Consider the following 12,768-nt stretch of genomic DNA (forward strand, 5'->3'; position numbering starts at 1 on the left):
GGCGGGTAGGGGACCCAGCCCCTACGCAGCGGGCCGAAGCCCGAGAGGCGCCCCGGCGCCGCGCGGTGCGAGGCCCGCGTGAAGAGGGCGACGCATCCACGTCATACGTCGCGGCGGACCGCGTAGGCGACGCCCTCTCCGCGGGGGCTTTCGCCCAGGTACGTGTGGCCGCGCATCGCGCACCACGCCGGGATGTCCAGCCGGGCCACCTCGTCGTCGGAGACGACGGTGACGGTCCCGCCGACCGGGACGGTCACGATGGCCCGGGCCAGCTCGATCACGGGCTGCGGGCAGCGCAGCCCGAGGGCGTCGACCTCCACGGCGTCGGCCACCGGCGCCACCGCGGCCGGCTCCGAGACGCCGAGCTTCTCCCGCACCCCCGCCACCGCGCCCGGCAGCACCTCCAGGAAGCCGTTGACCTCGTCCGCGGAGGTGCCCCGCGGCAGGGAGACCCGTACGTTCCCCTCCGACAGCACCCCCATCGCCCGCAGCACGTGACTCGGGGTCAGCGTGGAGCTGGTGCACGAGGAGCCGGAGGAGACGGAGTAACCCGCACGGTCCAACTCGTGCAGCAGGGTCTCGCCGTCGACGTACAGGCAGGAGAAGGTGACCAGGTGCGGCAGGCGCCGGTCGGCGTCCCCGACCACCTCCACGTCCGGGACCAGCCGGACCACCCGCCGCCGCAGCCGGTCCACCAGGATCCGCAGCCGCGCCGCCTCCGCGTCCGCCTCGGCCCGTACGGCCCGCAGCGAGGCCGCCGCCGCGACGACGGCGGGCAGGTTGGCGAAGCCGGGGGAGCGGCCCGACTCCCGTTCGTCGGCGGGGCCTTGGGGGGAGAAGCGGACCCCCTTGCGGACGGCGAGCAGCCCCACCCCGGGCGGGCCGCCCCACTTGTGGGCGCTCGCCGCGAGGACGGACCACGCGCCCTCCACCCGGCCCCAGCCCAGCGACTGGGCCGCGTCCACCAGCAGCGGGACCCCGGCCGCCCCGCAGACCTCGGCCACCTCGGCCACCGGCTGGACCGTGCCCACCTCGTGGTTGGCCGACTGGAGGCAGGCCAGAGCGGTGGCCGGGCCCAGCGCGTCCGCGTAGCCGGCGGGGCTCACCGCGCCGAGCCGGTCCACCGGAACCTCCGTCACCGTGCCCCCGGCCGCCGCGTGGGCGTCCGCCGCATGGAGTACGGAGCTGTGTTCCACCGCTGATACGACCAGATGGCCGCCGACGCGCCGGCGCCCCGCGAGTACCCCCGCCATGCCCGTGTGAACCGCGTGCGTCCCCGAAGGAGTGAACACGAGCTCGTCGGCGCGGCATCCCACCGCCTCGGCCGCCGCCTCGCGCGCCGCGTCCAGCAGCAGCCGGGCCCGCCGCCCCTCCCGGTACAGCCGGGCGGGGTCCGCCCAGCCCTCGTCCAGGGCGGCCTGCAACGCCTGTCGGGCCACGGGGTGCAGGGGAGCGGCGGACGCGGTGTCGAAGTAGGGCATCCGGCCACGCTAACCCCCGCCCCGCGCGGGCCGGGTTCAGGGGCCGTCAGATGTCGTCCGGAGCCCGCCATTCAGGGCCGTACGGGCTGTCCCCCGGACGGCGGATCCATCCCTTCGGGGGCAGTAGCGGCGCGTTGGGCACCCTCCCCGCGCGACCCCAAATAGCGTCCAGTAGGGTTTGGTCCGCATAAACATCCAAACCCCTGCCTGCGTCAGGGCCGGCGACCGACCCGAACACGGCCGCGGCCGGCCGCGCGGGCCGAGACTCTCGGGAAGGCGCTACGTGAGTCCCTACGGCTCCGACCGCTCGCCGCGGCGCCCGATGCGGCGGAAGCTGCTGCAGGCGCTGACTGCGGGCGTGGTCCTGGCGACCGCCACTGGTTGCTCGTACACCTGGAAAGACTTCCCCCGCCTCGGAATGCCCACCCCGGTCACGGAGGAGGCGCCTCGCATCCTCTCCCTGTGGCAGGGATCCTGGGCGGCCGCTCTCATCACGGGCATCCTGGTGTGGGGCCTGATCATGTGGAGCGTCATCTTCCACCGGCGTAGCCGGACGAAGATCGAGGTCCCCGCGCAGACCCGGTACAACATGCCCATCGAGGCGCTGTACACCGTGGTCCCGCTCATCATCGTTTCGGTGCTCTTCTACTTCACCGCGCGTGACGAGTCGAAGCTGCTCTCCCTCTCCGCCAAGCCGGCGCACACGATCAACGTGATCGGCTACCAGTGGAGCTGGGGCTTCAACTACGTCGAGAACGTCGACGGCGATGCCGCCACGCCGAAGGCGGGCGAGGTTCCGAAGGAGCTCGCCTCCCTCCCGGACCGCTTCACGAAGGCCTTCCCCGCGGGCGCCGAAGGCGTCTACCAGAAGGGCGTTCCCGGCGACCGGAACCCGGACACCAACAACCCGGGGCCGACCCTCTACCTGCCCAAGGGCGAGAAGGTCCGCTTCATCCTGTCGTCGAACGACGTCATCCACTCCTTCTGGGTGGTGCCCTTCCTGTTCAAGCAGGACGTCATCCCCGGTCACACCAACGTCTTCGAGGTCACGCCGACCCAGGAAGGCACCTTCATGGGCAAGTGTGCCGAGCTCTGCGGTGTCGACCACTCCCGGATGCTCTTCAACGTGAAGGTCGTCTCCCCGGCGGAGTACAAGAAGCACCTGAAGGACCTGGCGGAGAAGGGGCAGACCGGCTTCCTTCCGGCCGGCATCAAGCAGACTGACCCGGCCCGGAATGCGGAAGTGAACAAACTGTGAGCATCCTCAACGAATCCCAGGGTGCCGCCGCAGCTGACTCGTACGAGAACGAGCTGCCGGTGCGGCGCAAGCAGCCGGGCAACGTGGTCGTGAAGTGGCTCACCACCACCGACCACAAGACCATCGGCACGATGTACCTGGTCACGTCGTTCGTGTTCTTCATCATCGGCGGGATCATGGCGCTCTTCATGCGCGCCGAGCTGGCCCGTCCGGGCACGCAGATCATGTCGAACGAACAGTTCAACCAGGCGTTCACCATGCATGGCACGATCATGCTGCTGATGTTCGCGACCCCGCTGTTCGCCGGCTTCGCCAACTGGATCATGCCGCTGCAGATCGGCGCGCCCGACGTGGCGTTCCCGCGGCTGAACATGTTCGCGTACTGGCTGTACCTCTTCGGCTCGACCATCGCGGTGGCCGGCTTCGTCACCCCCTCGGGTGCCGCCGACTTCGGCTGGTTCGCCTACTCCCCGCTGTCGGACGCCGTCCGCTCGCCGGGCATCGGCGCCGACATGTGGATCATGGGTCTGGCCTTCTCGGGCTTCGGCACGATCCTCGGCTCGGTCAACTTCATCACCACGATCATCTGCATGCGCGCCCCTGGCATGACGATGTTCCGCATGCCGATCTTCACCTGGAACGTGCTGCTGACCGGTGTCCTGGTCCTGCTCGCCTTCCCGGTCCTCGCCGCCGCGCTCTTCGCGCTGGAGGCCGACCGGAAGTTCGGCTCGCACATCTTCGACGCGGCCAATGGCGGCGCACTGCTGTGGCAGCACCTCTTCTGGTTCTTCGGACACCCAGAGGTGTACATCATCGCGCTGCCGTTCTTCGGCATCATCTCCGAGGTCATTCCGGTCTTCTCGCGCAAGCCGATGTTCGGTTACATCGGTCTGATCGCCGCGACGATCGCGATCGCCGGCCTCTCGGTGACGGTGTGGGCGCACCACATGTACGTCACCGGCGGTGTGCTGCTGCCGTTCTTCTCCTTCATGACCTTCCTGATCGCGGTACCGACCGGTGTGAAGTTCTTCAACTGGATCGGCACCATGTGGAAGGGCTCACTGTCCTTCGAGACCCCGATGCTCTGGGCCGTCGGCTTCCTGATCACCTTCACCTTCGGTGGTCTGACCGGCGTCATCCTGGCCTCGCCCCCGATGGACTTCCACGTCTCCGACTCGTACTTCGTCGTCGCGCACTTCCACTACGTCATCTTCGGCACCGTGGTCTTCGCGATGTTCTCCGGCTTCCACTTCTGGTGGCCGAAGTTCACGGGCAAGATGCTGGACGAGCGTCTCGGCAAGATCACCTTCTGGACGCTGTTCATCGGCTTCCACGGCACCTTCCTGGTGCAGCACTGGCTGGGCGCCGAGGGCATGCCGCGTCGTTACGCGGACTACCTCGCCGCCGACGGCTTCACCGCGCTGAACACGATCTCCACGATCAGCTCGTTCCTGCTCGGCCTGTCGATGCTGCCCTTCATGTACAACGTCTGGAAGACGGCGAAGTACGGCAAGAAGATCGAGGTCGACGACCCGTGGGGCTACGGCCGTTCGCTCGAGTGGGCGACGTCCTGCCCGCCGCCGCGGCACAACTTCCTCACCCTGCCGCGCATCCGCAGTGAATCGCCGGCGTTCGACCTGCACCACCCGGAGATCGCGGCCCTCGAGCACCTCGAGGACCACACCCCGGCCAAGGCCGTCACCGGTGGCAAGGAGGCCGGCAAGTGAAGATCCAGGGCAAGCTCTTCCTCTGGCTCGCTGTCTTCATCCTGATCATGACCGTCGTGTACGGCGTGTGGTCGAAGGAGCCGGTCGGCACCACCGCTCTCGCACTGGCCTTCGGCCTGAGTGCCATGATCGGCTACTACCTGGCCTTCACGGCCAAGCGCGTGGACGAGATGGCCCAGGACAACCTGGAGGCCGACGTCGCCGACGAGGCGGGCGAGCTGGGGTTCTTCGCCCCGCACAGCTGGCAGCCGCTCTCGCTGGCGATCGGTGGCGCGTTCGCGTTCATGGGCGTCATCTTCGGCTGGTGGCTCATGTACTTCTCGGCCCCGATCATCCTGATCGGCCTGTGGGGCTGGGTGTACGAGTACTACCGCGGTGAGAACCAGAACCAGTAGCAGCAAGCTGTACGCCGCGGCCCGCCGCGGTGCCTGAGGGGCCCGGACACCTTTTCGGAGGAGTCCGGGCCCCTCGTTTGCAGTCACCCCGCGCGCTGGATTTGTCATATCTTCATAGCGTTGGGCTCATGAGCCACTCACCGCGTCTTTGGACGGTACTCAGCTGCTCCCTGCTGGTCGCGTCCCTCGGGGCCGGCGCCACCGCATGCGGGTCCGGCGACAACAACCCGCTGTCCGCCCGCCCGTACGACGCGGGCGATCAAGTCGCCTTCAACCAGGCCTCGGGCGGCCGCCCCGCCGACCCCGACAAGCCGCTCGAGGTCACCGCCAAGGGAGCCGAGGCGCGGATCACCGACGTGATGGCCGTGGACACCCACGGGCGCCGCCTGGCGGGCGAACTCTCCGCCAAGGGCGACCGCTGGCACAGCATCGTCCCGATGGCCGCAGGCGTGCGTTACACGGTCACCGTGAGCACGGAGGACCAGCGCGGGGCCCCGGGGCAGCGCACGCTGGTCTTCGGCACCACCCCGGCCAAGAAGGTCCTGGACGTCGAATTCGGCCCGGAGGAGGGCAAATACGGGGTCGGACAGCCCCTCACGGCCGAACTCAACGAACCCGTCAAGGACAAGGCCGCCCGCGCCCTCGTCGAACGGGCCCTCGTCGTCGACGCGCCGCCCGGGGTCGAGGGCGCCTGGCACTGGGTGGACGACAAGCACCTGCACTTCCGCCCGAAGGACTACTGGCCCGCCCACTCCACCGTCTCCGTACGGAGCAACCTGGAGGGCATCAAGGTCTCCGACGAGCTCCACGGGGCCGCGTCCAAGCCGCTGACGCTGGAGATCGGGGACCGGGTGGAGGTCACCACCGACGCCTCCTCGCACTACCTCACCTTCGAGCGCAACGGAGAAGTGATCAACACCATCCCGGTGACCACCGGGAAGCCCGGCTTCTCCACCCGCAACGGGGTCAAGGTGGTGCTCGGCAAGCAGTACTTCGTCCAGATGCGCGGCGACACCGTCGGCATCGGCGGCAGCGAGTACTACAACTTGCCCGTCTACTACGCCACCCGGGTGACATGGAGCGGCGAATACGTGCACGCCGCGCCGTGGTCGGTCGGCTCCCAGGGCTACGAGAACGTCAGCCACGGCTGCACCGGCATGAGCACCGGCAACGCCGCCTGGTTCTACGAGAACATCACCGAGGGCGACATCGTCAGGGTGATCAACAGCATCGGCGACGACATGGACACCTTCGGCAACGGCTACGGCGACTGGAACATGGAGTGGAAGGAATGGCGTGAGGGCAGCGCCCTCCTGAAGGGCACCCAGGAAGGCCGCAGCCCCATCGACCAGGCGCGCCTGCGTCCCACCGTCTGAGAGCCCCGCAGAAGGCCGTACGGGCCCGCGGACGGCCACAGGGCCGCCCGCGGGCCCGCCTCATGTCCCGGGCGTCTCCCGCGCCTCAGGCGTCCAGGGACAGCCGCGACCGCAGCAGCCCCGCCAGGGCCTCGGGGAACTCCACCGGGTCCACCGGAAGGGTGACCGCCGCGTCCGCGCGGCTCCAGGTGGCCAGCCAGGCGTCCTGGGGCCGCCCCATCAGCAGCAGCACCGGGGGACACCGGAAGATCTCGTCCTTGATCTGCCGGCACACGCCCATGCCCCCGGCCGGAACCGCCTCGCCGTCCAGCACGCACACGTCGATGCCGCCCGCGTCCAGCTCCTTGAGGACCGCTGGAAGCGTGGCGCACTCCAGGAACTCCACCGGCGGCAGGTCCGGAGCCGGCCTGCGGCCGGCCGCCAGCCGCACCTGCTCCCGGGTGCCCGCGTCGTCGCTGTAGACCAGAACCCGCGCAGTCGCCCGCATTTCGTTCCTCCACGTGTCCGTGAATCACGCTGATGATGCGCGGGATGCTACTCCGTCCGACCGGCTGTCAACATCGGTTCCGACAGCCTCGCGATCGGCGATCTGATGGGCCGTTCGGGCCTTGCACACCCCCCTGACACTCCGAACGGCACCCCCCGGGGTGAGGGCGGGATAAGCGACCGACATAATGTCGGTCGTGGCGACAGCAACGACAGTAGATACCGGGCACGCGCACCCGACGGTCAACCGGCCGAACCTCGTCAGCGTCGGAACCATCATCTGGTTGAGTTCCGAGCTGATGTTCTTCGCGGCCCTCTTTGCGATGTACTTCACCCTGCGATCCGTGACGGGCGCCGAGTACTGGACAGAACAGGCTTCGGCCTTGAATCTGCCCTTCTCGGCGACGAACACGACGATCCTGGTGCTCTCCTCCCTCACCTGCCAGCTCGGCGTATTCGCCGCGGAGCGCGGTGACGTGAAGAAGCTCCGGACGTGGTTCATCATCACGTTCGTCATGGGTGCGATCTTCATTGGCGGCCAGGTGTTCGAGTACACCGAGCTGGTCAAGCACGAGGGCATGTCTCTCTCGTCCGGCCCGTACGGCTCGGTCTTCTACCTGACCACCGGCTTCCACGGTCTGCACGTGACGGGCGGTCTCATCGCCTTCCTGCTGGTCCTCGGCCGGACGTACGCGGCCAAGAGGTTCACCCACGAACAGGCCACGTCGGCCATCGTCGTGTCCTACTACTGGCACTTCGTCGATGTCGTCTGGATCGGCCTCTTCGCCACGATCTACCTGATCAAGTAGCGAACACGTCGCCGGGCCCCGCTCGGCACTCCATCCAGAAACACCGACGCAGAAGATCCTGACACCGGGGTAATCCGTGAAAAAGCTCTCCGCACGACGACGCCATCCGCTGGCGGCGGTCGTCGTTCTACTCTTCGCGCTGGCGGTCACTGGGGGGCTGTACGCCGCCTTCGCGCCCGCGGGCAAGGCGCAGGCCGACGAAACCGCCCAGTCCCTCGCCATCGAGGAGGGCAAGAAGCTCTACGCCGTGGGCTGCGCAAGCTGCCACGGAACCGGCGGTCAGGGTTCCACTGACGGCCCCAGCCTGGTCGGCGTCGGCTCCGCGGCCGTCGACTTCCAGGTGAGCACGGGCCGCATGCCCGCCCAGCAGCCCGGCGCCCAGGTGCCGAAGAAGCCGAACATCTACTCCCAGGCCCAGATCGACCAGCTCGCGGCGTACATCGCTTCGCTCGGTGCCGGCCCGATCACGCCGACCGAGAAGCAGTACGACCCGGCTGGTGCCGACATCGCCGCTGGTGGTGAGCTCTTCCGCAACAACTGCGCGCAGTGCCACAACTTCACCGGCGAGGGCGGCGCGCTGACGAACGGCAAGTACGCCCCGAACCTCGAGGACGTCTCGCCGAAGCACATCTACGAGGCCATGCTCACCGGCCCGCAGAACATGCCCTCCTTCCCCGACGCCACCATGCCGGAGAAGCAGAAGAAGGACATCATCGCGTACCTCCAGAACGTGAACGGCGAGAAGTCGGTCAGCCCTGGCGGCCTGAAGCTCGGTGGCCTCGGCCCCGTCTCCGAGGGTCTGTTCGGCTGGATCTTCGGTCTGGGTGCGCTGATCGCTGTCGCCGTCTGGGTCGCGGCCCACACCGCTAAGGCCAAGAAGTCATGAGTAGCCAAGACATTCCCGAAGACAAGCACCTGCCGAGCGAGCAGGGCGACGCGCACCACGGTGCCGTAGCGGTCGCGGACGACCCGTTCGCCGACCCGGGCCTCCCGGTCCACAAGCCGCGCATCCAGGACATCGACGAGCAGGCCGCCAAGCGGTCCGAGCGTACGGTCGCGATGCTGTTCACGCTGTCGATGCTGGCCACCGTCGGCTTCATCGCCTCGTTCGTGAGCATCCCGGTCGAGAAGATCGTCTACATCTTCCCCATCGGGAAGGTGAGCGCGCTGAACTTCGCGCTCGGCCTGACCCTGGGCACGGCCCTCTTCTGCATCGGCGCCGGCGCGGTCCACTGGGCCCGCACCCTGATGTCCGATGTCGAGGTCGCCGACGAGCGCCACGAGATCGCCGCCTCCCCGGAGGTCAAGGCGAAGGTCATGCAGGACTTCGCGGACGGCGCGAACGAGTCCGGCATCGGCCGCCGCCCCCTGATCCGCAACACGATGCTCGGTGCGCTGGCCCTGCTGCCGCTCTCCGCCGTCGTGATCCTGCGCGACCTGGGCCCCCTGCCCGAGGACAAGCTGCGCAAGACCCTGTGGTCCAAGGGCAAGCTGCTCATCAACCAGAACACGATGGAGCCGCTGCGTCCCGAGGACGTCCTGGTCGGTTCGCTGACCTTCGCCATGCCGGAAGGCCTGGAGGAGGAGCAGCACGACTTCCAGGTCCAGATCGCCAAGGCCGCCCTGATGATCGTCCGGATCCAGCCGGAGGACATCAAGGACAAGCAGGAACTGGAGTGGTCCCACGAGGGAATCGTGGCCTTCTCCAAGATCTGCACCCACGTCGGCTGCCCGATCAGCCTGTACGAGCAGCAGACGCACCACGTGCTCTGCCCGTGCCACCAGTCCACCTTCGACCTCTCCGACGGCGCCCGTGTCATCTTCGGCCCGGCCGGTCACGCGCTTCCGCAGCTGCGGATCGGCGTGAATGACGAAGGCTTCCTCGAGGCGCACGGCGACTTCGAAGAGCCCGTCGGTCCTGCATTCTGGGAGCGCGGATGAGCACCTCAGACAACAACGCCAACGCGCGCAATGCGTCGCGCGGCGAGCGCGTAGCCGACTGGGCGGATGGCCGCCTGGGGATCTACGGTCTCGCCAAGGCGAACATGCGCAAGATCTTCCCGGACCACTGGTCCTTCATGCTGGGCGAGATCTGCCTCTACAGCTTCATCATCATCATCCTCACGGGTGTGTACCTGACGCTGTTCTTCCACCCGAGCATGAACGAGGTCGTGTACCACGGCTCGTACGTGCCCATGCAGGGCGTCATGATGTCCGAGGCCTTCGCCTCGACCCTGGACATCAGCTTCGACGTCCGCGGTGGTCTGCTGATCCGCCAGATCCACCACTGGGCGGCGCTGATCTTCGTCGCGGCCATGGTCGTGCACATGATGCGCGTCTTCTTCACCGGCGCGTTCCGCAAGCCGCGTGAGGTCAACTGGATCTTCGGCTTCCTGCTGCTGGTCCTCGGCATGTTCACCGGTTTCACCGGTTACTCGCTGCCGGACGACCTGCTCTCGGGTACCGGTGTCCGCTTCATGCAGGGCGCCATCCTCTCCGTCCCGATCGTCGGCACCTACCTGTCGATGTTCCTCTTCGGCGGCGAGTTCCCGGGCGGCGACTTCGTCGCGCGCTTCTACTCGGTGCACATCCTGCTGCTGCCCGGCATCATGATGGGCCTGCTGGTCGCGCACCTGATCCTGGTGTTCTTCCACAAGCACACCCAGTTCGCCGGCCCCGGCAAGACGAACAACAACGTCGTCGGCATGCCGCTGCTGCCGGTCTACATGGCCAAGGCCGGAGGCTTCTTCTTCCTGGTCTTCGGTGTCATCGCGGCCATCGCGGCGATCGCCTCGATCAACCCGATCTGGGCGCTCGGCCCGTACCGCCCGGACCACGTGTCCACCGGTGCGCAGCCCGACTGGTACATGGGTATGCCGGAAGGCCTCATCCGAGCCATGCCGGGCTGGGAGATCAACCTGTGGGGCCACACGCTCGTCCTGGGCGTGTTCATCCCGCTGCTGCTCTTCCCGCTGGTCCTGGGCGCGATCGCCGTCTGGCCGTTCATCGAGTCCTGGGTCACCGGCGACAAGCGCGAGCACCACATCCTGGACCGCCCGCGCAACGTCCCGACCCGTACGGCCTTCGGTGTCGCCTGGATCGCGGAGTACATCGTGCTCCTCATCGGCGGCGGCAACGACATGTTCGCCCAGTACTTCCACCTGTCGATCAACTCGATCACCTGGTTCGTCCGGATCGGCTTCTTCCTCGTCCCGGTCCTGGCCTTCATCGCCACCAAGCGGATCTGCCTGGGCCTCCAGCGCCGGGACCACGACAAGGTGCTGCACGGTCGCGAGACCGGCATCATCAAGCGCCTGCCGCACGGTGAGTTCGTCGAGATCCACGAGCCGCTCTCGCAGGGCAAGCTGCACACGCTCACCGCGCACGAGCAGTACAAGCCGGTCGAGATCGGCCCGACGGTCGACGAGAACGGTGTCGAGCGCAAGGTGACCCGCGGCGAGAAGCTGCGCGCGAAGCTCAGCAAGGGCTTCTACGCGGAGAACCACCAGATTCCGAAGCCCACGGTGGAGGAGTACAAGGAGATCCAGGCCGGACACGGCCACCACTGATCTCCGGCACGACCGCTTGAGGGATCGGTTCCGGCCGATCCTGGTGTCGCCACAGCGAGAGCCCCGTCCAGTCATTGGACGGGGCTCTTCGCTGTGATAGGAGCTGGATAGGCTGAGATCACTACCATTCGACGTGGGCGGTGCATACGGGCGCGGCCCACGAGCAGCAGGAGCGGACCATGAACGTTGTGACCCCGGCAGGCGGCGACAGCGTGGCGGGCCGCGGCTGGCCGGGCGTCCTGGATGCCCTGCTCAGCGGCCGTGACCTCGGCGCGGACGACACCGCCTGGGCCATGGACAGGATCATGCGGGGCGAGGCCACGGACGCGCAGATCGCCGGTTTCGCGGTCGCGCTGCGGGCCAAGGGAGAGACGGTCGCGGAGATCGGCGGCATGGTGCGCGCCATGTACGCCCACGCCAACCTGATCGAGGTGCCGGGCCGGACGGTGGACATCGTCGGCACCGGCGGCGACGGGGCGAAGACGGTCAACATCTCGACGATGTCCTCGATCGTGGTCGCCGGCACCGGCGCGAAGGTGGTCAAGCACGGCAACCGGGCCGCGTCCTCCGCGAGCGGTTCCTCGGACGTCCTGGAGAAGCTCGGCGTCAACCTCGACCTGACCCCGGCGCGGGTGGCCGAGGTCGCCGAGGAGGCCGGCATCACCTTCTGCTTCGCCGTGAAGTTCCACCCGGCGCTGCGGTACGTGGCCGCGGCGCGCAAGGAGCTGGGGATCCGGACCACCTTCAACTTCCTCGGCCCGCTGACCAATCCGGCCCGGGTCCGCGCCCAGGCGACGGGCGTAGCCGACCCCCGGGTGGCCCCCATCGTGGCCGGCGTCCTCGCGGAGCGCGGCTCCTCGGCGCTGGTCTTCCGGGGTGACGACGGCATGGACGAGCTGACCACGACGGCCACCTCCCGGGTGTGGTGGGTCCGCGAGGGCACGGTGACGGAGCTGCCCTTCGACCCGCGCGACGTCGGCATCCCGATCGTCGACGTGGCGCAGCTGCGGGGCGAGGACGCCTCGTTCAACGCGGACGTGGCCCGCCGCGTCCTCGCGGGCGAGCCCGGCCCGGTCCGCGACGCGGTCCTGCTGAACGCGGCGGCGGCCCTGGTCGCCCTGGACCCGGGTACGGGCACCCTGGAGGAGCAGATCGCGGCGGGGATCGCCCGGGCGGCGCAGTCCATCGACTCGGGCGCGGCGCGGGCGGCGCTGGAGCGCTGGGTGGCCGCGAGCAACGCGTAGCGCGTCGGGTGTCCGGGGCCTGCGGTCCGGCGGTCTCGTCGGCCGGAGGCCGGCGCAGCCGGGCGAAGCCCGTGAGGCCGCTCGCGGCCGAGCGGCGCGAGCACGGCGTCCAGGATTGGGCCTCGGGCGCGGCACGGGCGGCGCTGGAGCGCTGGGTGGCCGCGAGCAACGCGTAGCGGACTGTTCTTTCCGGCCAGACCTCGGTCCCAGCATGCGGACCGGGGTCTGGCGCCGGGGGGATCTTGTGGCAGGATGCTTCCCAAGGTCACGAGTGACAGCGTTTTGGCCCCGGCTTGCTGTCCGGCAACCCTCCTTCCGTGGCGGGGTGCCCCGGGTGATGACCAGGTCGTAGACACAAAGGTCTACGGCAAGCGCGGATCCCTCGACACCAGGGGTCCTGGTCTCTCGAGGAGCGTTTTCCGT

The 12,768-nt window shown here is 68.5% G+C and carries 11 protein-coding genes and 1 riboswitch; of the genes, 9 read left to right on the forward strand and 2 right to left on the reverse strand.

The genetic code is table 11. The features are described 5' to 3' along the window. Positions 1 to 101 precede the first annotated feature (101 nt). Positions 102 to 1,481 (reverse strand): cysteine desulfurase/sulfurtransferase TusA family protein, encoded by a 1,380-nt coding sequence (locus tag OOK34_RS20205; protein ID WP_267035262.1) that lies wholly within the window; start codon positions 1,479 to 1,481, stop codon positions 102 to 104. A gap of 283 nt (positions 1,482 to 1,764) precedes the next feature. Here OOK34_RS20205 and coxB point away from each other — a divergent pair, with 283 nt between their 5' ends. The 4 genes from coxB (at position 1,765) to OOK34_RS20225 (ending at position 6,237) form a co-directional block, all read left to right on the forward strand. After that, positions 1,765 to 2,739, forward strand: coding sequence for a cytochrome c oxidase subunit II (gene coxB, locus OOK34_RS20210; RefSeq protein WP_267035263.1), 975 nt, complete (start codon positions 1,765 to 1,767; stop codon positions 2,737 to 2,739). Continuing rightward, entirely contained in the window at positions 2,736 to 4,466 is a 1,731-nt protein-coding gene (gene ctaD / locus OOK34_RS20215; protein WP_267035264.1) for a cytochrome c oxidase subunit I, read from the forward strand. Before coxB ends, ctaD begins: the two co-directional genes overlap by 4 nt. Then, positions 4,463 to 4,861, forward strand: a complete 399-nt coding sequence (locus OOK34_RS20220) for a cytochrome c oxidase subunit 4 (RefSeq protein WP_267035265.1) — start codon at positions 4,463 to 4,465, stop codon at positions 4,859 to 4,861. Before ctaD ends, OOK34_RS20220 begins: the two co-directional genes overlap by 4 nt. 128 nt (positions 4,862 to 4,989) lie before the next feature. Further along, on the forward strand, positions 4,990 to 6,237 hold the full coding sequence (locus OOK34_RS20225; protein WP_267035266.1) for an Ig-like domain-containing protein: 1,248 nt from the start codon (positions 4,990 to 4,992) through the stop codon (positions 6,235 to 6,237). An 85-nt stretch (positions 6,238 to 6,322) separates the two neighbouring features. Here the strand turns inward: OOK34_RS20225 and OOK34_RS20230 are convergent, their stop codons facing one another. After that, on the reverse strand, positions 6,323 to 6,724 hold the full coding sequence (locus tag OOK34_RS20230) for a hypothetical protein (RefSeq protein ID WP_267035267.1): 402 nt from the start codon (positions 6,722 to 6,724) through the stop codon (positions 6,323 to 6,325). Between the two features lie 187 nt (positions 6,725 to 6,911). On the opposite strand from OOK34_RS20230, the gene OOK34_RS20235 reads away from it, so the two are divergent. The 5 genes from OOK34_RS20235 (at position 6,912) to trpD (ending at position 12,345) form a co-directional block, all read left to right on the forward strand. Continuing rightward, on the forward strand, positions 6,912 to 7,532 hold the full coding sequence (locus OOK34_RS20235; protein ID WP_008738823.1) for a heme-copper oxidase subunit III: 621 nt from the start codon (positions 6,912 to 6,914) through the stop codon (positions 7,530 to 7,532). Between the two features lie 76 nt (positions 7,533 to 7,608). Next, positions 7,609 to 8,418, forward strand: a complete 810-nt coding sequence (locus tag OOK34_RS20240) for a c-type cytochrome (RefSeq protein WP_267035268.1) — start codon at positions 7,609 to 7,611, stop codon at positions 8,416 to 8,418. Then, positions 8,415 to 9,473: a ubiquinol-cytochrome c reductase iron-sulfur subunit gene (locus tag OOK34_RS20245; protein ID WP_267035269.1), complete on the forward strand. Its 1,059-nt coding sequence runs from the start codon at positions 8,415 to 8,417 to the stop codon at positions 9,471 to 9,473. Before OOK34_RS20240 ends, OOK34_RS20245 begins: the two co-directional genes overlap by 4 nt. Beyond that, a complete protein-coding gene (locus OOK34_RS20250; RefSeq protein WP_267035270.1) occupies positions 9,470 to 11,101 on the forward strand; it encodes a cytochrome bc complex cytochrome b subunit in 1,632 nt (543 codons plus the stop codon). The genes OOK34_RS20245 and OOK34_RS20250 overlap by 4 nt, the downstream gene beginning before the upstream one ends. A 179-nt stretch (positions 11,102 to 11,280) precedes the next feature. Continuing rightward, entirely contained in the window at positions 11,281 to 12,345 is a 1,065-nt protein-coding gene (gene trpD, locus OOK34_RS20255; protein WP_267035271.1) for an anthranilate phosphoribosyltransferase, read from the forward strand. Between the two features lie 263 nt (positions 12,346 to 12,608). Beyond that, positions 12,609 to 12,725: riboswitch (SAM riboswitch) on the forward strand. Positions 12,726 to 12,768: the final 43 nt, after the last annotated feature.

The sequence above is a fragment of the Streptomyces sp. NBC_00091 genome (genome assembly GCF_026343185.1).
Classification (GTDB): domain Bacteria; phylum Actinomycetota; class Actinomycetes; order Streptomycetales; family Streptomycetaceae; genus Streptomyces.

Excerpts from the sequence above, each read along its gene's own strand:
- OOK34_RS20205 (WP_267035262.1), bottom strand. The coding sequence starts at position 1,481 with ATGCCCTACTTCGACACCGCGTCCGCCGCTCCCCTGCACCCCGTGGCC.
- OOK34_RS20225 (WP_267035266.1), top strand. The coding sequence starts at position 4,990 with ATGAGCCACTCACCGCGTCTTTGGACGGTACTCAGCTGCTCCCTGCTG.
- OOK34_RS20230 (WP_267035267.1), bottom strand. The coding sequence starts at position 6,724 with ATGCGGGCGACTGCGCGGGTTCTGGTCTACAGCGACGACGCGGGCACC.
- OOK34_RS20235 (WP_008738823.1), top strand. The coding sequence starts at position 6,912 with ATGTCGGTCGTGGCGACAGCAACGACAGTAGATACCGGGCACGCGCAC.
- OOK34_RS20245 (WP_267035269.1), top strand. The coding sequence starts at position 8,415 with ATGAGTAGCCAAGACATTCCCGAAGACAAGCACCTGCCGAGCGAGCAG.
- OOK34_RS20250 (WP_267035270.1), top strand. The coding sequence starts at position 9,470 with ATGAGCACCTCAGACAACAACGCCAACGCGCGCAATGCGTCGCGCGGC.
- trpD (WP_267035271.1), top strand. The coding sequence starts at position 11,281 with ATGAACGTTGTGACCCCGGCAGGCGGCGACAGCGTGGCGGGCCGCGGC.